19 protein-coding genes are annotated in these 19536 nt (G+C 72.9%); 12 read left to right on the forward strand and 7 right to left on the reverse strand.

Annotated elements, in window-relative coordinates; all coding sequences use genetic code 11:
- Positions 1 to 43 precede the first annotated feature (43 nt).
- The 4 genes from ACIQ8J_RS01070 to ACIQ8J_RS01085 form a co-directional block, all read right to left on the reverse strand.
- The gene (locus tag ACIQ8J_RS01070) at positions 44 to 3124 is read right to left on the reverse strand and encodes an endo-alpha-N-acetylgalactosaminidase family protein (RefSeq protein WP_403263544.1); all 3081 of its coding nucleotides are present in this window, start codon (positions 3122 to 3124) and stop codon (positions 44 to 46) included.
- Positions 3125 to 3281: 157 nt separating this feature from the next.
- Positions 3282 to 4427, reverse strand: coding sequence for a sensor histidine kinase (locus ACIQ8J_RS01075; RefSeq protein WP_403263546.1), 1146 nt, complete (start codon positions 4425 to 4427; stop codon positions 3282 to 3284).
- 7 nt (positions 4428 to 4434) lie between these two features.
- Entirely contained in the window at positions 4435 to 5088 is a 654-nt protein-coding gene (locus ACIQ8J_RS01080; RefSeq protein ID WP_403263548.1) for a response regulator, read from the reverse strand.
- A 64-nt stretch (positions 5089 to 5152) separates the two neighbouring features.
- On the reverse strand, positions 5153 to 5929 hold the full coding sequence (locus ACIQ8J_RS01085; RefSeq protein WP_403263549.1) for a S1 family peptidase: 777 nt from the start codon (positions 5927 to 5929) through the stop codon (positions 5153 to 5155).
- A 207-nt stretch (positions 5930 to 6136) separates the two neighbouring features.
- On the opposite strand from ACIQ8J_RS01085, the gene ACIQ8J_RS01090 reads away from it, so the two are divergent.
- The 8 genes from ACIQ8J_RS01090 to ACIQ8J_RS01125 all read left to right on the forward strand — a co-directional run bounded on the left by ACIQ8J_RS01090 (position 6137) and on the right by ACIQ8J_RS01125 (position 13598).
- On the forward strand, positions 6137 to 7030 hold the full coding sequence (locus ACIQ8J_RS01090) for a hypothetical protein (RefSeq protein WP_403263551.1): 894 nt from the start codon (positions 6137 to 6139) through the stop codon (positions 7028 to 7030).
- Between the two features lie 111 nt (positions 7031 to 7141).
- Positions 7142 to 8077, forward strand: coding sequence for a hypothetical protein (locus tag ACIQ8J_RS01095; RefSeq protein ID WP_403263553.1), 936 nt, complete (start codon positions 7142 to 7144; stop codon positions 8075 to 8077).
- A 119-nt stretch (positions 8078 to 8196) separates the two neighbouring features.
- The gene (locus tag ACIQ8J_RS01100) at positions 8197 to 9408 is read left to right on the forward strand and encodes an ABC transporter substrate-binding protein (RefSeq protein WP_403263555.1); all 1212 of its coding nucleotides are present in this window, start codon (positions 8197 to 8199) and stop codon (positions 9406 to 9408) included.
- 7 nt (positions 9409 to 9415) lie between these two features.
- Positions 9416 to 10309, forward strand: coding sequence for an ABC transporter permease (locus tag ACIQ8J_RS01105; RefSeq protein ID WP_403263556.1), 894 nt, complete (start codon positions 9416 to 9418; stop codon positions 10307 to 10309).
- A complete protein-coding gene (locus ACIQ8J_RS01110) occupies positions 10297 to 11142 on the forward strand; it encodes an ABC transporter permease (RefSeq protein ID WP_403263557.1) in 846 nt (281 codons plus the stop codon). The genes ACIQ8J_RS01105 and ACIQ8J_RS01110 overlap by 13 nt, the downstream gene beginning before the upstream one ends.
- Positions 11142 to 12191: an ABC transporter ATP-binding protein gene (locus tag ACIQ8J_RS01115; protein ID WP_403263559.1), complete on the forward strand. Its 1050-nt coding sequence runs from the start codon at positions 11142 to 11144 to the stop codon at positions 12189 to 12191. Before ACIQ8J_RS01110 ends, ACIQ8J_RS01115 begins: the two co-directional genes overlap by 1 nt.
- Positions 12188 to 12835 (forward strand): HAD family hydrolase, encoded by a 648-nt coding sequence (locus ACIQ8J_RS01120; RefSeq protein WP_403263561.1) that lies wholly within the window; start codon positions 12188 to 12190, stop codon positions 12833 to 12835. Before ACIQ8J_RS01115 ends, ACIQ8J_RS01120 begins: the two co-directional genes overlap by 4 nt.
- A 10-nt stretch (positions 12836 to 12845) precedes the next feature.
- Entirely contained in the window at positions 12846 to 13598 is a 753-nt protein-coding gene (locus ACIQ8J_RS01125; RefSeq protein WP_403263563.1) for a GntR family transcriptional regulator, read from the forward strand.
- A gap of 69 nt (positions 13599 to 13667) precedes the next feature.
- Here the strand turns inward: ACIQ8J_RS01125 and ACIQ8J_RS01130 are convergent, their stop codons facing one another.
- From ACIQ8J_RS01130 to ACIQ8J_RS01140, 3 genes are all read right to left on the reverse strand, one after another.
- Positions 13668 to 14084, reverse strand: coding sequence for a ribonuclease domain-containing protein (locus ACIQ8J_RS01130; protein ID WP_403263564.1), 417 nt, complete (start codon positions 14082 to 14084; stop codon positions 13668 to 13670).
- A gap of 133 nt (positions 14085 to 14217) precedes the next feature.
- Positions 14218 to 15180 carry an SDR family oxidoreductase gene (locus tag ACIQ8J_RS01135; RefSeq protein ID WP_403263566.1) on the reverse strand — a complete coding sequence of 321 codons (963 nt, stop codon included), beginning with the start codon at positions 15178 to 15180 and terminating at the stop codon, positions 14218 to 14220.
- On the reverse strand, positions 15177 to 15983 hold the full coding sequence (locus ACIQ8J_RS01140) for an SDR family oxidoreductase (protein WP_403263568.1): 807 nt from the start codon (positions 15981 to 15983) through the stop codon (positions 15177 to 15179). The genes ACIQ8J_RS01135 and ACIQ8J_RS01140 overlap by 4 nt, the downstream gene beginning before the upstream one ends.
- Positions 15984 to 16039: 56 nt before the next feature.
- Between ACIQ8J_RS01140 and ACIQ8J_RS01145 the strand changes: the two genes are divergently transcribed.
- Genes ACIQ8J_RS01145 through ACIQ8J_RS01160 form a run of 4 tightly spaced genes read left to right on the forward strand, consistent with a single transcriptional unit; the run spans position 16040 to position 19480 of the window.
- The gene (locus tag ACIQ8J_RS01145) at positions 16040 to 16801 is read left to right on the forward strand and encodes an enoyl-CoA hydratase family protein (protein WP_403263569.1); all 762 of its coding nucleotides are present in this window, start codon (positions 16040 to 16042) and stop codon (positions 16799 to 16801) included.
- A complete protein-coding gene (locus ACIQ8J_RS01150; RefSeq protein ID WP_403263571.1) occupies positions 16798 to 17640 on the forward strand; it encodes a CoA transferase subunit A in 843 nt (280 codons plus the stop codon). The genes ACIQ8J_RS01145 and ACIQ8J_RS01150 overlap by 4 nt, the downstream gene beginning before the upstream one ends.
- Positions 17637 to 18395, forward strand: coding sequence for a CoA-transferase subunit beta (locus tag ACIQ8J_RS01155; protein WP_403263573.1), 759 nt, complete (start codon positions 17637 to 17639; stop codon positions 18393 to 18395). The genes ACIQ8J_RS01150 and ACIQ8J_RS01155 overlap by 4 nt, the downstream gene beginning before the upstream one ends.
- A 20-nt stretch (positions 18396 to 18415) precedes the next feature.
- Complete coding sequence (locus ACIQ8J_RS01160) at positions 18416 to 19480, forward strand: NAD(P)H-dependent flavin oxidoreductase (protein WP_403265144.1); 1065 nt, start codon at positions 18416 to 18418, stop codon at positions 19478 to 19480.
- Positions 19481 to 19536: the final 56 nt, after the last annotated feature.

The following is a 19536-nucleotide window of genomic DNA, read 5'->3' on the forward strand; positions in this document are numbered from 1 at the left end:
CCCCTTCCCGCCCCGGAGGGTTTGGGGAAGGGGCGGGGTGGGGTTAGACCTCTTTTGCCTCCCACGAGTCCAGCGTGAATTCCGCCGACCCGTCGTCGCCCACCTTGCGCAGGCCCACCCACGCCTCTCCCGCTCCCGGCGCCGTGAACTCGTAGGAGAACACGGTGGGTTCGGTGGCGACCGGGAGTGCGGACCGGGTCAGCTCGCGGGGGTCCGGGGCGTCCACCGCCGTGATCCAGGCGTACTGGCCCGCCTTCTCGTTCTCGTAGCGGAACGAGATCCGGTAGCGGCGGCCCGGCTCGAAGCGGACGGTGTGCGGGACCGTGCGGTAGACCACGCCGGCGTTCTCGCCCCGCGACTTCAGGGACTGCGTGCCGTCCACGATGTCGTCGATCGCCTTGCCGTTCCAGCCGCGCTGGGTGAACGGGGCGTGCCGCTGGGCGATGTGGGTGCGCGGGTCGGTGGAACCGCCCGCGTCGCCCTTGACGAAGACGCCCCAGCCCTGGGGGACGTTCTGGAAGTCCTCGTGGGCGAGCGTGCCCGGCTTGGTGGTGGGGGTGGCGGGGACGACGCGTACGTTGTCGAAGCGGACCCGGGCGGCGCCCGCGTCGGCGCGCAGGGTGAGGGTGACGGGGCCGCCGCCGGAGGGGACGGTGAAGGGGGTGGACATGCGCTGGAAGCGGGTGTCGTGCTTGCGGTCGGCGGCGACGTAGTTGCCGGCGGTGGAGGTGTCCGTCCAGTTGGTGGCGGTCACCCCGTCCGCGGTGCGGATGTCGAGCGCGGCCCGGCGCCGCTCCCCCGCGCTTGTGCCGACCTCGACCTGGACGGAGGCCACATAGGTGCCGGGGGCGAGGCGGGCCAGGCGCTGGGAGACGGCCGCCGCTCCCGCGCCGGCCAGGACGAGTTCGTAGTCGCCGAGCGGGCTGAGCGCGACCTTCGCGCTGCCGGTGACCTGCCAGCCGTTCAGGGAGCCGGAGTTGAACCCGGGGTCGTGCACGGGCGTGAACCGGCCCCAGCCGGGGTCGCCCTGGGCGGGTGCCCGGTCCCGGTACACCACGTACGGCCGGCCCGCCGCCGCGCCGTCGATGGTGATCCGGCCGGCGCGGACCGGGAGGTCGCGGACGAACGCCCGGCCCTGGTCGGTGAGCTGGTACAGGGCCACCTTGCGCAGGCCCGACCAGCCGCGCGGAAGGCGCCAACTGCTGGTGCCGCCCGCCGGGTTGTAGTGGTAGAGCTTCGCCGGGTCGGTGGCGTCGCGGGGCTCCCACGGCAGGAGGTAGGTCCCGCCGTCGTACACCAGGCGGGTGTCGGTGGTGATGCGGCGCGCGCCGGAGGCGTCGGAGACGGAGGTGCGGGTGGGGCCCGCGAAGGTGACTTCGTGGTCGGCCCACCGCTGGATGGGGTACGCCTGGAGGTACTTGGCGGGCAGCGACTCGGTCCAGATCAGGTCGTAGAACGTCTTCCAGTCGGTCTTGCCGGTCCAGCCCTCGAAGTTGCCCATGTGGACGTGGCCGAGCAGGGTGGGCCACTTGTTGGCGAAGACGTCCTTCTGGTGGTGGCGTATGAAGCGGATCAGCTGGGAGTTGATGCCGCGCGAGGTGTCGGGGCCGTAGTCCGTCTCGTTCGCCCAGTGCGACCACACCGAGGAGCGCTCCAGGCCGTGGGCCCATTCGGAGGCCACCAGCCAGCCCTGGTCGCGCAGGGCGCGCTGGAGGCGGTCGGAGGTCCAGCCCGATTCGCGGAACACGTCGATGTAGACGGCGTTCAGGGCCGGGTCGGCGTCGCGGCGCAGATCGGCGAAGCGCCGGACGATGTCCGCGGAGACGAGATCGCGGCGCTGGTCGATGCGGTACGACTGGTCGAGCCAGTCCCACTGCGGATCGGTCCGGTCGACGAGGGTGTCGGAGAAGGCGTGGGCGACCGGGTAGGACTCGGTGGCGTTCACGTGGACGGCGAAGTCGCTGTTCCACTTCTTGCCCTCGCGGACCAGCGAGTTGAGGTCGGCGAGGCCGCCCGCGCGCTGGTTGTAGTTGCCCGCGTAGTCGGGGTGGGCGGAGTCGTGGCCCTCCGACTGGTAGCCCTTGAGCAGGGTGTACTGGCGCAGTCCGTCGGTGGCGAGCGAGATCCGCTTGACGTTGTCGAGGGTGGCCAGGAACGGGTTGGTGGCCTGCGAGGCGAAGTTGAAGGGGATGTGCGGGACGACCCTGAGGTGCTGTTCGTCGGCGCCGAGCGGGGTGACCATGATGTCGCGGAACGCGATGGCGGCGTCCTGCCAGTCGACCACGCCGTCGCCGTTGCGGTCCGTGGTGACGATGACGGTGGCGTACGGGAGTGGCTCGGTGTCGCCGGTGGCGGCGGTCGCGGCGCGGTGGGTCCACTGTCCGGGTGCCAGCTGTGCCTTGACGTAGCCGTCCTTCTTGAGGGTCTGGCGCCACAGCCGGCCGTTCTCCCAGGTGGCCCCGGGGGTGGTGTCCGGCTTGTCGTAGACGGTGTTGGTCTCGATGGCGCCGCCGAGCCCGTGGTGGGCGAGGACCGCGTAGGCGCAGCCGGTGGGCGCGGCGTCCGGGGTGGTGGTGGCGGTGGGTGCGATCAGGGTGTCGCCGCTCTTGGACTTGTCCAACTGGAGCCTGGCCGCCAGGAGTTGGGCGCCCGTCTGGTCGCTGCGTACCGACAGCAGGGCGAGGCCCGGGATCTGGAGGGTGCCGACGCGCAGGGCCGCGGTGTCGTCGACGCGGGTGACGCGCCAGTCGGTGCGGCGGCCGTCGACGCGGATCTCGACGCCGATCTCGGTGCCGCCGTCGAAGGCGAGGGTGTAGGCGATGCGGTCGGTGCCGGGGCGCGAGGTCACCCGGGGGGTGTGCGGGGTGCCGTCGATGAGGACCTCGGTGAGGGTGTCCTCCTGGCCGTGCAGTACGGCGCCGCTCGCGCGGTCGGTGTACGAGACGATGCGCGGGAACGCGGTGTCGACGCGCACGTCGAGTGCGGCGGAGCGCACCACGGCCTCTCCCGCCGTGCGTGCGGCGGCGAGTGCCGTCGAGGGGATGCCCAGGGCGGCTCCGGCTCCCGCGAGCGCGGTGGCCGCGACCACCGTCCTCCGCTTGGGCCCGTGCAGTTCGGCGTTCACGCTCGCTCCTCCTCGTGACGGCTTCGGGTGCACGCCACGATGGGCCGACGGGCGCGGGTGCGCCCATGGACAAAGGAGGGACAGGTGTTGGACTAACGGGGTCCGGCGGGCTCCGGGTCCAGCGGTGGGGGCGGGCGCCTGCGCGGTGCGGGAGTGCCTACTCCGCGTCCAGCGGCAGTACCGCCGTGACCTGCCAGCCGCCTTCGGGGGCGCGGCCCGCGGTGAGTTCGCCGCCCATCGCGGTGACCCGTTCGGTCAGGCCCGCCAGGCCGAAGCCTCCGCCGCGGGCCTGTTCGGCGAGCTTCACCGCGCTCGACCCGTCGTCGGCGACGCGCACTTCGAGTCCGCTGTTCGTGGTGCGGATGCCGATGCGTACCGCCGTGGCGTTCGCCGCGTGCTTGCGGACGTTGGTCAGCGACTCGCGCACCACCCGGTGGGCGACGGCCGCCACCTCGCGGGGCAGCCGCTGCTCCAGGCCCGCCTCCACGTAGAGCACGGCGGGCGGCCCGGCGCGTGAGAAGCGTTCGGCGAGCGCGCGGATCTGGGCGATGCCGGCCACCGGCTCGGTCTCCGCGGCGCCCTCGCGCAGCACCCGCACCAGGCGCCGCATCGCGCCGAGCGCCTCGCCGCCGGCCTCCTCGATCCGCGCGAAGGACTCGGCGGCGCGTTCGCCCGAGACGGCGGTGAAGCGGGCGGCCTGGGCCTGGACGACGATGCCGGTGACGTGGTGGGCGACCAGGTCGTGGAGTTCGCGGGCGAGTTCGATGCGCTCCGCGGCGCGGACGGCCTCCAGGTCGCGGACCCGCTGGCCGGACTGTGCGCGCATCAGCAGCGAGTACGCGCTGACGACGACGGCCAGCACGGCGAACAGCAGGGTGAACCGGCCGGGTTGGGCGTCGCGTACCGGCACGGCGGTGCAGCCGAGGCCGAGGACGGGTCCGAGGACGGCGGCGGTGCGGGCCGGGGTGTACAGGAGCACGGAGGACAGCAGCACCAGGAGGGCGATCGCCTCGCCCATCCCCCAGACGATCTCGGGCCGTCCGGCGAAGAGCAGGCCGGTCGCGGTCCAGCTGATGGCGGCCGCGGTCCAGGCGCGCGGGATCAGCGGGATCTTCGGCCAGGGCACCGCGCAGATGCACACCATGATCCCGGCGCTCCACACGATGGCGTGCGGCCGGGTGGGCTGGCGGGCGAGCGCGACCCCTTCGTAGGTGACGAGGGTGACGAGGACGGCGGCGAGCAGCAGCGGGGCGGTGGCCGCGGCGCGCGGATGGCGCCCGAACCAGCTGCGTACGGGGCTCACCGGCGCCTCACGCGGCGCTCGTGGCGAGTCCGCTCTCCCAGGCCCAGGCGGCGATCTCGACGCGGTTGCGGGCGCCGAGTTTGCCCTGGACGTTGGCGAGGTGGGTCTTCACGGTGGACAGGGACACGTACAGCTCGCCGGCGATCTCGGCGTTGGTGGCGCCGCGGGCCAGGCAGCGCACGACGTCGCGTTCGCGTTCGGTGAGGGGCTCCGAGGGGCGGCGCCCGCCGTCGGCGGGGCGGGCGGATGCGAGTTCCTTCAGGAGCCGGACGGTGATCGCGGGCGAGACCAGGGCGTCTCCGGCGGCCGCCGCGCGTACCGCCTCGACCAGCATTTCGGGGCTGGCGTCCTTGAGGAGGAAGCCGCAGGCGCCGCCGTGCAGCGCGGCGTGGACGTATTCGTCGAGGTCGAAGGTGGTGCAGATGACGATGCGGGGGCGGTCGCGGCCGGAGAGGCGGCGGGTGACTTCGAGTCCGTCGAGGCCGGGCATCCGGATGTCGAGGAGCAGCACGTCCGGGTCGAGGCGTTCGACGGCTTCGAGGGCGGCGAGCCCGTCGACCACGTCGTCCAGGACCTCGATGTCGGCCCTGCTCTCCAGGATCATGCGGAAGCCGGTCCGGACCATTTCCTGGTCGTCCGCGATGACCACTGTGAGAGACATGCCCCTATATGAGCAGGTTGGGCCGGACGCCCGCAAATTCGGGGCGCCCGGCCGGACGGGGCCGCTACAGCGTGGCGGCCGCCTGGGCGATCGCGGAGGCGAAGGTCGAGACCTCGGAGTAGACGCCGGGGTAGCCGGGCTCGGCGCAGCCCTGGCCCCAGCTGACGATGCCGACCTGGATCCAGGCGCCCGTGTCGTCCTTGCGGAACATGGGTCCGCCGGAGTCGCCCTGGCAGGTGTCGACGCCGCCCTGGGCCAGGTAGCCGGCGCATATCTCTTCACCGGGCACGAGCTGGCCGCCGTACGCCTGCTGGCAGTCGGCCTCGGGGACGAAGGGGACGGCCGCCTTGCGCAGATAGCGCTCCTGTCCGCCGCCTTCGCTGGTGGCGCCCCAGCCGGCGATGGTGAAGGTGCCGCTGTTGTACGCGGCGGTCGTGGCGATCTTGAGGGTGGGCTGGTCGATGGGCTGGGCCAGCTTGATCAGCGCCCAGTCCTTGCCCTGGCCGTTGTAGCCGGGGGCCTGGAGGACCTGGGTGGACTGGACCGTGACCGCGCCGGAGCTCTGGAGGTCCACGACGCCGCCGGTGGCGGTGATGGAGGTGTTGGCGCCGCTGCCGTCGACGCAGTGCGCGGCGGTGAGGACGATCTGCTGGGTGTAGAGGGCGCCGCCGCAGCCCATGGAGAGCCGGACCATGAACGGGAACTCGCCCTGGGCGGCCAGGTCGCCGCCGACGACGGGCCGCGGTGAGGCGAAGGCGTCGGTGGCGGGCAGGCTGAACGCGGCGGCGAGGACGGCCGTGACGGCCAGGCATCTGCGGAGCGCGCGCATGATTTTCTTCAACTGACTGCCTCTCGTGGGGGGTTGACTGTCATACGCACCGACGGACCGCGCCCGTCGTTCAACATGACATGGGCGCGTCAAGGTGCGTTCCGGGATTATCCGGAGGCCGCCGCGCCCGCCACAAGGCCCCCTTTCCGGCCAGCCCCCCGCGGGGCCCGGCGCCCTTACAGTGGAATCCGGTCCACGGTTCGGAACGGGGGTGGCAGCGTGGGCGCCGACAGCCCGGTCGTGCACGGCTATCCGCATCTCGACACGGTGCGCGCTGCGATCACCGCGCTGCACCGGCGCCTGTCCTACGACGGGCTCCAGGGGTACGCGACCAGCGTGCTCCCCGTGGACGTGGCCTTCGCCGACCACGACGACCTGTATCCGGGAGCCCAGCGGGTGGCTCGGGCGCTCGTCCAGCACCTGCATCTGCCGGACGCCCGGATGATCGTCAGTTTCCGCGAGATGGAGCACGCGGCGAGCGTCGAACTGGCCGCGGGGCCCGAGTACTTCATCGAGCTGAACGACCGGTTCCGCCGCCACCGCAGGGACATCGGGGCCGCGCTCGCGCACGAGATCACCCACGTGCTGCTGCACCGCCTGGACCTGACGTTCCCGGGCACCCGCGACAACGAGATCCTCACCGACACCGTGACCACGTATCTCGGCGCGGGCTGGCTGCTGCTCGACGCCTTCCGCGAGGACGGGGTCTCCAGCCAGAAGCTGGGCTATCTGACCCCGGAGGAGTTCGGGTACGTGCTCGCCAAGCGGGCCGAGCTGTTCGGCGAGGACCCCTCGCCGTGGTTCACCAGCCCGCAGGCGTATCCCGCGTACACGGCGGGCGCGGCGCGGGCGCGCGGCGACGGGCAGCTGCCCCCGCTCGTCGCGGCCGGCTGGGCGGGGCGGCGGCGCTACGCCAAGGACCGGAGGTACGCGCGGGAGCACGGCGGCGCCTGGGCCGAGTCCGGCTCCCCCTACTCCTTCGAGCCGGGACCGGAGGGCCTGCGGGTCTGCTTCGCCTGCCCGACCTGCCGCCAGCGGATCCGGGTGCCGGTGCGCGGCCGGGTCCGGGCCCGCTGCGGTCTGTGCCGCACGGTCCTGGAGTGCGACACCTGACCCCGGGGGCGGCACCCTCGCGGGGAGGAGCCGGCCGACCGCCAACTAGGCTTCCGGGCAGGGGGCTTGTGACGAGGTGACTGCCCCGTGAGCGACGGGGTGGTGGGACGCATGGGTGCACAGCGGACGGTCCGGGCACGGCGGATCAGGGAGTGGTTCATCGGGGCGCCCGCGCCCGAGCCGAGAACGCTGCCCGACGCGCTCGGCCTCGCCGAGAACGCGCCCGATCTGCAGCGCCTGTGGCGCTGGCAGCCGCAGCAGCTCGACCGGATCGAGCAGCTGTACGCCGCCGCCCAGCGGGCCTTCGAGCGGCGCACCCGCGACGATGTGTGCCGGGCCCTGGAGCAGGCGGTGCGGGGCGGTGTGCGGATGGCCGCGGTCGAGCACGCCGAGACGCGCGCCGCCGGCGCCGAGCGCCTGGCGGACGAGGCCGACGCCGCGGCCCGGCGCCTGGACTCCGACGCGGCGCTGGCCAGCAGCCGCGGGCTCAACACCGGGCTCGCCTTCGGCATGGTGCTCAGCCCGGTCGTGCTGGTCCTGGTCTTCGCCGTGGGCGAGGCGGTGCCCGCGCTGTTCCACAGCACGCTGGCCTGCCCGGAGCAGCTGAGCCTGATGCACGCCCTGGTCTGCTTCGCGGGCGGGGCGCTCGGCGCGGTGTTCAGCGTGATCGTCCGGCTGCGCAACGCCTACCAGCTGATGCGGCGGGCGCCGGGCCGCGGCGGGGTGCAGAACATACCCGCCGATCCGCGCCAACTGGCCCAGGTCATGCGGCAGGAGGGCTGGTACCGGGTGGTGGTCGGCTGGTTCCTGGCCACCTCGCTGTTCCTGCTCATCAACGGCGGCGTCCTCACCATCTTCGCGCCGCCCGCCACCCCGGCGGGCCTGTGCGGCGCGGGCCCGCTGTCGCTGGCCGACCACGAGGCGCTGATCAAGGCGTTCTTCTTCTGGGGCACGATCGGCTTCCTCGCGGGCCTGAACGAACGCTGGGCGTACGGGCTGCTGCGCCGCGGCGGCGGCGACCGCCACCCGAGCGACCCCGCCTCCTGAGCCCGCCCCGCGCCGGGCACCCCGCCCCGCGTGGCCGAAATCAGCTGACCGGATCCGTACGCCAACGGCATCGCGCCCGTCGCCCCGCGTTCACCGCCGGGCCATCAACCACCCTCGTAATGGAGTTGTCTGTACAACAGTTGTCCGTACAACTTGGAGCTCCCGTGATCGCCCCCCGTATACGCACCGCAGGCCTCGCCGTGACCCTGGCCGCCTCCGCGTTCGCCCTCGCCGCCTGCGGCGCCAAGCCCGGCGCCTCGACCGCCGCGGCCGACTCCGGCAAGGGCGGCAAGAACCTCGCGACCGCCGCCTCGGCGAAGGACGCGGGCGGCCTGGACGCCCTGGCCGCCGCCGCGAAGAAGGAGGGCACGCTCAACGCGATCGCCATCCCACGCGACTGGGCGAACTACGGCGCCGTCATCGACGGTTTCCAGCGGAAGTACGGCGTCAAGGTGTCCGTCGAGAACCCGGCCGGGACCAGCGCCGACGAGATCAACGCGGTGAAGACCCGCAAGGGCCAGGACCGCGCCCCCGACGTGCTCGACCTCGGCGCCTCCTTCGCGCAGTCCGCCGGCCAGCAGGGCCTGACCGCCCCGTACCAGGTCGAGGCCTTCGACAAGATCCCCGCGGGGCAGAAGGACGCGCAGGGCCGCTGGTTCAACGACTACGGCGGCTACGTCTCCATCGGCTGCGACGCCAAGCGCGTCAAGGTGTGCCCGCAGACCTTCGCCGATCTCCTGAGGCCCGAGTACAAGGGCCAGGTCGCGCTCAACGGCAACCCCACCAAGGCCGGTTCGGCCTTCGCGGGCGTGTACGCGGCGGCCCTCGCCAACGGCGGCTCGCTCGACAACATCCAGCCCGGCCTGGACTTCTTCGCCAAGCTGAAGAAGGCCGGCAACTACAACCCGGTCGAGTCGACCCCGGCCACCGTCGAGAAGGGCGAGACGCCCATCTCCATCGACTGGGACTACCTGAACGCGGGCTACGCCGACGAGTTCAAGACCAAGGGCCTGGACTGGAAGACCGTCGTCCCCGCCGACGGCGTCTACGCCCAGTACTACTCGCAGGCCGTCAACAAGGACGCCCCGCACCCGGCGGCGGCCCGCCTGTGGCAGGAGTACCTGTACTCCGCCGAGGGCCAGAACCTGTGGCTCAAGGGGTACGCCCGCCCGGCGCTGATGCCCGCCATGGAGAAGGACGGCTCGCTCGACAAGGACGCCGCGGCCAAGCTCCCCAAGGTCAGCGGCACGCCCACCTTCCCGACCGAGGCGCAGAACACCCAGGCGAAGAAGACCCTCGCCGACGGCTGGGCCAAGGCGATCTCGGGCTGATCACCTCATGACTGTCGCCACCACCTCAACCCCCGCCGCCACCAAGGCAGTTGTGCGCACCGGGCAGCGCCGGGCCCGCAGGCGCCCCGGCGCCTGGCTCGCCGCGGTCCCGCTGCTCGCCTTCGTCGCGCTCGCCTTCGGCCTGCCGGCCTTCGCGATGCTCAACGGGGCGCTGTCCGTCGACGGCTCGTACGGGCTCGGCAATCTGCGCCAGTCCCTTCAGGGCGCCTACTGGACCGCCCTGCTCGGCAGCGTGAAGCTCGCGGCCACCACCGCCGCCATCGCCGCCGTGCTCGGTCTGCTGCTCGCGCAGGCCGTCGTCACCTCGCGCGGCAAGGCGCTGCGCGAGGCCGTCCTCACCGCTTCCGGGGTGCTCGCCAACTTCGGCGGCGTCCCGCTCGCCTTCGCCTTCGTCGCCACCCTCGGCAACGCGGGCGTCCTGACCACCAAGCTGGGTCTCGCCCAGCACGGCTGGAGCCTCTACAGCTTCTGGGGACTCGCCCTGACCTATCTGTACTTCCTCATCCCGCTGATGGTGCTCACCGTGGCACCGGCCCTTGACGGGCTCCGCCCGCAGTGGCGCGAGGCGGCCCGCGACAACGGGGCGAACGCCTGGCAGTACTGGCGCCACGTCGGCATCCCGGTGCTGCTGCCCACCCTGCTCGGCGGCTTCGTCCTGCTGTTCGGCAGCGCGTTCGCCGCGTACGCCACGGCCGCCTCGATGGTGGGCAGTTCGGTGCCGCTGGTCACCATGCAGATCGCGGACGCGCTGTCCGGCAACGTCCTGGTGGGCCAGGAGAACGTGGCGCTCGCGCTCAGCCTCGACATGGTGATCGTCGCCCTCCTGGTGATGGCCGTCCATCTGCCCCTTCAGCGAAGGAGCGCCCGATGGCTCGCCTGACGTATCCGCTGCGCCCGTGGCGCGGGGCGGTCCTGCTCGTCGCGGGCACCTACTTCCTGGTCCCGCTGCTCGCCTCCCTGGTGTTCACGGTGGACGTGCCGGGGCAGGGCCTCACGCTCTCCTCGTACACCCAGATCTTCGGCGCCGACGGCTTCACCGCCGCGCTGCTGCGGTCGCTGGGGCTCGGCCTGTGCACGGTCGCGCTCGCGCTGCTCCTGGCTCTGCCGGCCGCGCTCGCGGTGCGGCTTTCGGGTTCGGGGCGGCTGCGGGCGGTGCTCGAAGTGGTGTGCACGCTGCCGCTCGTGGTGCCGCCGGTGGCGCTGGTGGCCGGATTGGGGACGGTCCTCAAATGGGGCCCGGACCATCTCGCCACGACCCCGCTGTACGCGACGTTCGCCGCCGTCCAGAACCCCGGCTTCCCGCTGGTCCTGGTCTTCGCGTACGTCGTGATGGCGCTGCCCTTCGTGTACCGCTCGCTGGACGCGGGGCTGCGGGCCGTCGATGTGCGCACCCTCGTCGAGGCCGCCCGCGACCTGGGCGCGTCCTGGCCGCGGGCGCTGCTCGCCGTCGTCCTGCCCAATCTGCGCACCGCGCTCCTCAACGCCTCGTTCCTGGCGCTCGCGCTGGTGCTCGGTGAGTTCACCGTGGCCTCGCTGCTCGGATTCCAGCCGTTCGCGGTGTGGATCGTGCAGGCCTCCGGGTCCAACGCCCAGCTGTCGGTGGCGGTTTCGCTGCTCAGCCTGCTGCTGACGTGGGGGCTGCTGCTGGTGCTGACCGGCCTCGCCCGCACCCGCGGCACCCGCACGACTCGTAAGAAGAAGGAAGCCGTCTGATGACCACCGCACCGCCGCGCACCGGCACCGCCCTCACGATCCGGGGGCTGCGCCGCACCTTCGGGTCCGCCGTGGCCCTGGACGGGCTCGACCTCGATGTCGCACCGGGCGAGCTCCTGGCGCTGCTCGGCCCGTCCGGCTGCGGCAAGACCACCGCACTGCGGGTCCTGGCGGGCTTCGAGCGCCCCGACGCGGGCGAGGTGCTGCTCGACGGCGAGGACATCGTGCCGGTGCCGGCCAACCGGCGCGACACCGGGATGGTCTTCCAGTCGTACAGCCTCTTCCCGCATCTGAGCGCCGCCGACAACGTGGCCTTCGGCATGAAGATGCGCAAGGTCGCCGCTCCCCAACGGCGCGCCCGCGCGGCCGAGTTGATGGAGCTCGTGGGCCTTCCCGAGCACGGCGACCGCTTCCCGCACCAGCTGTCCGGCGGCCAGCAGCAGCGCGTGGCGCTGGCCCGCGCGCTCGCCCTCCAACCAAGGCTGCTGCTCCTGGACGAACCGCTCTCGGCCCTGGACGCCAAGGTCCGCGTCCAGCTGCGCGAGGAGATCCGGCGCCTCCAGCTCGAACTCGGCATCACCACCGTCTTCGTCACCCACGACCAGGAGGAGGCCCTCTCGATGGCCGACCGGGTCGCGGTGATGCGCGGCGGGCGGCTCGAACAGTGCGCGGCCCCGGCCGAGTTGTACGACCGTCCGGCGACCGCGTTCGTGGCGTCCTTCATCGGCACGATGAACCGCGTCCCGGGCAAGGTCACCGACGACGGCCTCGCCGAAGTGCTCGGCGTGCGCCTCCCGGTGGACGGCCCCGCGACCGGCACGGTGTTCCTGCTGCGCCCCGAGGCCCTGGAGGTGACGGACGGCGGACCCGACACGGTGACCGGGAGCTCCTTCCACGGCGCGAGTACGCGGCTCAGCGTCCGCCTCGCCGACGGCACCGAGGTCAAGGCCGACCTGCCCTCGCACACCGCCGGCTCCTTCGGCGCGGGCGCCCGCGTCACCGTACGGCCGCAGCCGCGTCCCGTGCTCGCGGCGGGTGAGGACGCGTGAGCGGGCTGCGGGCGGTCCTGTTCGACATGGACGGCACCCTCGTCGACACCGAGGAGGCGTGGGTCGAGGTGGTCGAGAAGGTCGCGGCCCGCCACGGCCACGAGCTGGCCGGCGAGAGCCGCCGCGCGGTGTACGGGCGCTCCGTCGAGGACACCGCCGAGCTGCTGCACGAGGTGCTGGGCGCCCCGCGCGAGCAGCTGGCCGCCGAACTGGGCGCGGACTTCACGGCGCGCCTCGCCGACGGCGCCGAGCCCCGGCCCGGGGCGCTGCGACTCCTGCGCTCGCTGCGGGAGTCGGGGGTGCTCACCGCGCTGGTGTCGGCGTCGCCGAGCGCCGTCGTGCGCAGGGTCGCGACCTCCCTCGACGGCCACCGCTTCGACGCGGTGTACGGGGCCGAGGACACGGCACGCACCAAGCCCGCCCCCGATCCCTACCTCGCGGCGGCCGCGGCGCTCGGCGCGGACCCGGCGCGCTGCGTGGCGGTCGAGGACACCGCGACGGGCATCGCGTCGGCGGAGGCCGCGGGCTGCGCGGTGCTCGCGGTGCCGTCCGTCGAACCCATAGCGCCCGCCCCCGGGCGCACGGTCCTGACTAGTCTGGAGGAGGCGGACCTCACCTTGCTCCGCTCACTGATCGGCAGTTGAGGGGGTCGGGGTGTCCAGCAAGTCGCCGCTCTACCGGAAGGTGGCCGCGGACCTGCGGATCGCGATAGCGGCCGGTGAGTACGGTTCGGGGGCGCGGCTGCCCGCCGAGGACGAACTCGCCCGCCGCTACGGCGTGTCCAGGGGAACGGTCCGCCAGGCGCTGGCCGCGCTGCGCGTCGACGGTCTGGTGACCTCGCGGCGCGGCGCCCGCCGGGTGGTGCTCGGCGGGTCGGCCCGGCTGCAGAGTTTCGCGGAGCTGAGCTCGTTCGCCCGCTGGGCGCGCTCGCTGGGCGAGGAGCCGGGCGGCCGGACCGTCGCCGTCGACCCGGCCGCGGCCGACGAGGAGGAGGCCCTCCACCTCCAACTGCCAACGGGTACAAGGGTGTTCAGGGTGCTGCGGGTGCGCACCCTGTCGGGCGCGCCGGTGATGGTGGAGCGTACGACCTATCCGGAGCGGATCGGCGAGCTGGTGGCTGCGCTGGCGCCCGACGCGGTCTCGCACACCGACCAACTGGAGCTGCACGGCGTCCTGTTCACCGACGCCCAGCACACCATCGACGTGGTTCCCGCCGACCCGGACGACGCGGAGCTGCTCGGCTGCCCGGCCGGTCAGGCGCTGCTGCGCGAGCGGCGGCGCTCCACCGACCCGGCGGGCACCCCGGTCGAGTGGTCGCAGGACCGCTATCTGCCGGGGACGGTGGCCTTCACGGTGCACAACTCGACGGCGACCAGCGCGCTGGGACGCCGGTTCGGCGAGGAGTGAGCCACAACGAGGGCCCGCCCCGCCCCCTGCCAGGGGACGGAGCGGGCCCGGGTTGCCGCGGCTGCCGGCTCAGCAGCCGAAGTCGATGAGGCTGAACGTGGCGTAGTGGTCGGCGGTGTAGTAGTCCTCCTGGGACTGCTCACCCGTCACGATCCGGCGGGCGCCGCGCGTCGGCGCACCCGGCGTGATCACGGTGTACTCGTGGTAGTAGCCGCTGCTCTGGCTCGGCAGCACCTGCTCGCGGTTGGTGAAGACGACGCCGTCCTGGCGGTACGGGAACGGGCCGCCCTGGTCGATGAGGTCGAGGGTGTCGTGCGCCTGGGACGGCAGCGCGGAGTAGCAGACGCTGCCGACGGACTGCACGGATACGGAGGCGGCGGTGGCCATGGGGGCGGCCGACGCGGTTCCGGCGACCGGCCCGGTGAGGAGGGCGGCGGCTATGGCGGCCGCGCCACCGAGGGCTGCGATGCGTGGGGGGATTCTCATGCGGACCATGATGACGCGCGTAGAGCGGGGGCCGTCAACGCCAAGTCCGTTGATTTTTCTACCTGTTAACCAAGACGGCCGAGTGCGTAACGCAAGCGCCGCCGGACCTTAAGCCGTACGCAACCTAAGATCATCAGCGGCTCTGCCGCGACCCGTACACCGTCCCCGGCGGCTCCGCCTGGGCCAGCAACTCCAGTACCGCCGCGCCCGCTTCCCGCGGGGTCCAGCGCGCCCCCTTGTCGCTGCTCGGCCCGGGGCGCCAGCCCTCCATCACGGTGATGCGGCCCGCCTCCGTCTCGAAGACCCGGCCCGTCACACCCGCGCTCGCGGCCGAGCCCAGCCACACCACGAGCGGCGAGACGTTCTCCGGGGCCATCGCGTCGAAGGCCTCCGCCGTGCCCGGCGCCGCCATGGTGTCCGCGAAGGTCCGCTCGGTCATGCGGGTGCGGGCCGCCGGGGCGATGGCGTTGACCTGGACTCCGTAGCGGCCCGTCTCGGCCGCCGCGACCAGGGTGAGACCCACGATCCCGGCCTTCGCGGCGCTGTAGTTGCCCTGACCCACCGAGCCCAACAGGCCCGCTCCGGAACTGGTGTTGATGACCCGCGCAGCGAGCTCGCGGCCCGCCTTCGCTTCGGCGCGCCAGTACGCGGCGGCGTACTTCAGCGGCAGGAAGTGGCCCTTGAGGTGGACCCGCATCACCGCGTCCCAGTCGTCCTCGTCCAGGTTGACCAGCATCCGGTCGCGCAGGAACCCCGCGTTGTTGACCAGCGTGTGCAGCGCGCCGAACGTCTCCACCGCCGTCGCGACGAGCGAGGCCGCGCCCTCGGCGGTGGCGATGTCGCCGCCGTGCGCCACCGCCTCGCCGCCCGCCGCCCGGATCTCCTCCACCACCGACTGCGCGGGGCCGCCGATTGGGGTCTCCCCTGGTCGAGCGGAGCCGAGACCTTGGGGAACGCCCGCCCCGTCGAGTCCGACCCCCAGGTCGTTGACCACGACCCTGGCCCCCTGCTCAGCGAACGCCAGCGCGTGCGCGCGGCCGAGCCCCCGCCCCGCGCCGGTCACGACCACGACCCGGCCCTCGCACAGTCCGCTCATCTTCCGTTCCCTTCAGGCTTGTTGACAGTGGCGGCGTCCAGGAAGGCGGGGCGTTCGCCGCCGCCGTGGACCAGGAGGGAGGCGCCGCTGATGTAGGAAGCCCGCGCGGAGGCGAGGAAGACCGCGGCCGCGCCGACGTCCTCCGGCTCGGCGAGCCGGCCCAGCGGCACGGTCCTGCCCACCGCGGCGACGCCCTCCGCGTCCCCGTAGTGCAGCGCGCTCAGTTCGGTGCGGACCATCCCGAGGACCAGGGTGTTGACGCGGACCTCGGGCGCCCATTCCACCGCCATCGAACGGGCCAGGTTCTCCAGGCCCGCCTTCGCGGCGCCGTACGCGGCCGTGCCCGGCGAGGGCCGCACCCCGCTCACGCTGCCGATCATCACGACCGAGCCGCGGCAGGCGCGCAGATACGGCCGGGCGGCCAGCGACGCCGTGAGCGGGGCCGTCAGGTTCAGGGCGATGACCCGCGCATGCCGTTCCGCCTCGCCCTCGCCCTCGCCCTCGCCCTCGCCCTCGCCCTCGCCGAGCAGCCGGTACGGGGTGCCGCCCGCGTTGTTCACCAGCACGTCCAGCCGCCCGCGGTCGGCCGCGACCGCCGCGAAGAAGTCCCGTACGGCGTCCGGTTCGCGCAGGTCGAGCGGGCGGAACTCGGCCTGGCGGCCGCCGGATTCGACGGCCGCGTCGGGCGGTCTGCGGGCGCACACGATCACGTCCGCGCCCGCGCCGAGGAACGCCTTCGCGATCCCCGCACCCACGCCCCGGGTACCACCGGTGACGACGACTGCCTTCCCGGCCAGCTCCATCCGCTGCTACCTTCCTCACCTAACAAACGTTTGGTGGAAAGGTAGCTGATCCGCCCATGGGTGTCTCCACCGCAAGCCCCGAGAAGGGCATTCACGTCGTCACGGTCGACTTCCCGCCCGTCAACGCCCTTCCCGTGCGGGGCTGGTACGAGCTCGCCGACGCGGTGCGCGCGTCCGGCCGCGACCCCGAGGTCCGCTGTGTCGTCCTCGCCGCACAGGGCCGCGGCTTCAACGCCGGGGTCGACATCAAGGAGATGCAGCGCGACCGCGGCCACACCGCCCTCATCGGCGCGAACCGGGGCTGCTACGAGGCCTTCGCCGCGGTGTACGAGTGCGAGGTGCCGGTCGTCGCGGCGGTGGGCGGGTTCTGCCTGGGCGGCGGCATAGGCCTGGTGGGCAACGCCGACGCGATCGTGGCGAGCGAGGACGCCACCTTCGGCCTGCCCGAACTGGACCGCGGCGCGCTCGGCGCCGCCACCCACCTCGCCCGGCTCGTCCCGCAGCACCTGATGCGCGCGCTCTACTACACCTCGCGCACCGCGACGGCGCGGGAGCTGCACGCCCACGGATCGGTGTGGAAAGTCGTGCCCCGCGCCGAACTCGCCTCTGCCGCACTGGAGTTGGCGCGCGAGATCGCCCGCAAGGACGGCACCCTCATCCGGCTCGCCAAAGCCGCCATCAACGGCATCGACCCCGTCGACGTACGCCGCAGCTACCGCTTCGAGCAGGGCTTCACCTTCGAGGCCAACCTCAGCGGGGTCGCCGACCGCGTCCGCGACACGTTCGGCGCGGCGGGCACCGAGGAGGCGGACCGGTGACGGACAAGACCATGACGCCCGAGGACGTCGTCGCGCGGCTGCGCAGCGGCATGACCATCGGCATCGGCGGCTGGGGCTCGCGCCGCAAACCCATGGCGCTGGTGCGGGCGCTGCTCCGCTCCCCGGTCACCGACCTCACCGTGATCTCGTACGGCGGCCCCGATGTCGGCCTGCTCGCCGCCGCCGGACGGATCCGCAAGCTGGTGGCGCCCTTCGCCACGCTCGACTCGATCCCCCTGGAGCCGCACTTCCGTACCGCCCGCCAAGCGGGCGCCTTCGAGCTGATGGAGGTGGACGAGGCGATGTTCATGTGGGGGCTGCACGCCGCCGCCAACCGGCTGCCGTTCCTGCCGGTCCGCGCGGGCATCGGCTCCGACGTGATGCGGGTCAACCCGCAGCTGCGCACGGTCACTTCACCGTATGAGGACGGCGAGCGCTTCGTGGCGATGCCCGCCCTGCGGATGGACGCGGCCCTCGTCCACCTCAACCGCGCCGACCGGCTCGGCAACGGCCAGTACCTGGGCCCCGACCCCTACTTCGACGACCTGTTCTGCGAGGCCGCCGACAGCGCGTACGCCTCCTGCGAGCACGTCGTGGACGGCTTCCGGGAAGCCGTTCCGCAGACCCTCCTCGTCAGGCGGTACGCGGTCACCGGAGTCGTGGAGACCCCGAACGGCGCCCACTTCACCTCCTGCGGCCCCGACTACGGCCGCGACGAGCCCTTCCAGAAGCTGTACGCGACCACGCCCTGGCCCGAGTTCGCCGAACGCTTCCTGTCCGGGCCCGACGAGAAGTCCTACCAGTCGGCCGTCCAGGCCTGGCACGAGGAGCAGAAGTGAGGACGGGTGTGCCCGCGGAGGCGACGGCCGTGACCCGCGCCGAGTACTGCGTGATCGCCTGCGCCGAGGCCTGGCGCGACAACGGGGAGGTGCTCGCCAGCCCGATGGGCCTGATCCCCTCGGTCGGGGCCCGGCTCGCCCGGCGCACCTTCTCCCCCGATCTGCTGCTCACCGACGGCGAGGCGCTGCTCGTCGGCCCCGACGGCGAGCCCGAGGGCTGGCTGCCGTACCGCCGGCACCTCGCCATGGTCACCGGCGGCAGGCGGCACGTCATGATGGGCGCGAGCCAGATCGACCGGTTCGGCAACCAGAACATCTCCTGCATCGGCGACTGGTCCCGGCCCGCCCGCCAGCTCCTCGGGGTACGCGGCGCGCCGGTCAACACCCTGAACAATCCGGTGAGTTACTGGGTGCCCAAGCACTCGACCCGGGTCTTCGTGCCGAAGGTCGACATGATCAGCGGGGTCGGCTACGACAGCGCGGCGGCCGCGGGCCCGTCCGCGACCCGCTTCCACCGCATCCCGCGGGTCGTCACCGATCTGGGCGTCTTCGACTTCGCGACCCCGGACCACGCGATGCGGCTGGCCTCGCTGCATCCCGGCGTGACGGTGGAGCAGGTGCGGGAGGCGACCGCGTTCGAACTCGCCGTGGCCGACGAGGTCCCGTACACCCGCGCCCCCACCCCCGAGGAACTCCGCCTCGTCCGGGACGTGATCGACCCGGAGAACCTGCGCGACCGCGAGGTGAGGCCATGACGCCGCCCGCTCCTCCCCTCATCGAGACCGCACTCACCGAACTGGTCGGCGTCCGGCATCCGGTCGTGCAGACCGGCATGGGCTGGGTGGCGGGCCCCCGCCTGGTCTCGGCCACGGCGAACGCGGGCGCGCTCGGCATCCTCGGCTCGGCGACGATGACGACGGCTCGGCTGAGGCAGGCGGTCTTGGAGGTCAAGTCCCGTACGGACGCGCCGTTCGGGGTGAATCTGCGGGCCGATGCCGGGGATGCCCGCGAGCGGGTACGGATCATCGTCGAGGAGGGCGTGAAAGTGGCCTCCTTCGCGCTCGCCCCCTCCCGCGAGCTCATCGCCGAACTGAAGGACGCGGGCGTCGTCGTGATCCCCTCCATCGGTGCCAGGCGGCATGCCGAGAAGGTCGCGGCGTGGGGCGCGGACGCGGTGATCGTGCAGGGCGGCGAGGGCGGCGGCCACACCGGGGAGGTGGCAACTACCGTACTGCTCCCGCAAGTTGTGGACGCGGTGGACATCCCGGTGGTCGCCGCGGGGGGCTTCCATGACGGCCGGGGGCTGGTGGCCGCGCTCGCGTACGGGGCGGCGGGCATCGCGATGGGCACCCGCTTCCTGCTCACCTCGGACTCGACCGTGCCCGACGCAGTGAAGGCGGCGTATCTGGCGGCGACGGTCAAGGACGTCACCGTCACGACGGCCGTGGACGGGCTGCCGCACCGCATGCTCCGTACGGAACTCGTCGCCTCGCTCGAAGGGGCCGGGCGGGCGGTGGCGCTGGCGCGGGCGGTGCGGCGGGCGGCCGGGTTCCGGAAGCTCTCCGGCCTCTCCTGGCCCCAACTGGTCCGGGACGGCCTGGCGATGAAGCACGGCAAGGACCTGACGTGGAGTCAGGTCCTGCTGGCCGCCAACACCCCGATGCTGCTGCGGGCGTCCATGGTGGAGGGCCGCACGGACCTCGGCGTCATGGCCTCCGGCCAGGTGGCCGGGGTGATCGAGGACCTCCCGAGCTGCGAGGAGCTGCTCGGGAGGGTGATGGGGGAGGCGTCGGAGGTCTTGGCGATGCTGGCCAAGAAGCCCAGCCCCTCCGGCGTTTGAGGAGCGGGGGTCCGGGGGCAGGGCCCCCGGTTCGGGAAGGGGCGGGTAGGGGAAAA

The sequence above is a fragment of the Streptomyces sp. NPDC094147 genome (assembly GCF_044764265.1).
Taxonomy (GTDB): domain Bacteria; phylum Actinomycetota; class Actinomycetes; order Streptomycetales; family Streptomycetaceae; genus Streptomyces.

What these genes read in the sequence shown, in the direction of transcription:
- ACIQ8J_RS01145 (WP_403263569.1), top strand. Translation starts at nt 16,040, where the DNA reads ATGGGTGTCTCCACCGCAAGCCCCGAGAAGGGCATTCACGTCGTCACG.
- ACIQ8J_RS01135 (WP_403263566.1), bottom strand. Translation starts at nt 15,180, where the DNA reads ATGAGCGGACTGTGCGAGGGCCGGGTCGTGGTCGTGACCGGCGCGGGG.
- ACIQ8J_RS01115 (WP_403263559.1), top strand. Translation starts at nt 11,142, where the DNA reads ATGACCACCGCACCGCCGCGCACCGGCACCGCCCTCACGATCCGGGGG.
- ACIQ8J_RS01140 (WP_403263568.1), bottom strand. Translation starts at nt 15,983, where the DNA reads ATGGAGCTGGCCGGGAAGGCAGTCGTCGTCACCGGTGGTACCCGGGGC.
- ACIQ8J_RS01080 (WP_403263548.1), bottom strand. Translation starts at nt 5,088, where the DNA reads ATGTCTCTCACAGTGGTCATCGCGGACGACCAGGAAATGGTCCGGACC.
- ACIQ8J_RS01100 (WP_403263555.1), top strand. Translation starts at nt 8,197, where the DNA reads ATGGAGTTGTCTGTACAACAGTTGTCCGTACAACTTGGAGCTCCCGTG.
- ACIQ8J_RS01130 (WP_403263564.1), bottom strand. Translation starts at nt 14,084, where the DNA reads ATGAGAATCCCCCCACGCATCGCAGCCCTCGGTGGCGCGGCCGCCATA.
- ACIQ8J_RS01095 (WP_403263553.1), top strand. Translation starts at nt 7,142, where the DNA reads ATGGGTGCACAGCGGACGGTCCGGGCACGGCGGATCAGGGAGTGGTTC.
- ACIQ8J_RS01110 (WP_403263557.1), top strand. Translation starts at nt 10,297, where the DNA reads ATGGCTCGCCTGACGTATCCGCTGCGCCCGTGGCGCGGGGCGGTCCTG.
- ACIQ8J_RS01105 (WP_403263556.1), top strand. Translation starts at nt 9,416, where the DNA reads ATGACTGTCGCCACCACCTCAACCCCCGCCGCCACCAAGGCAGTTGTG.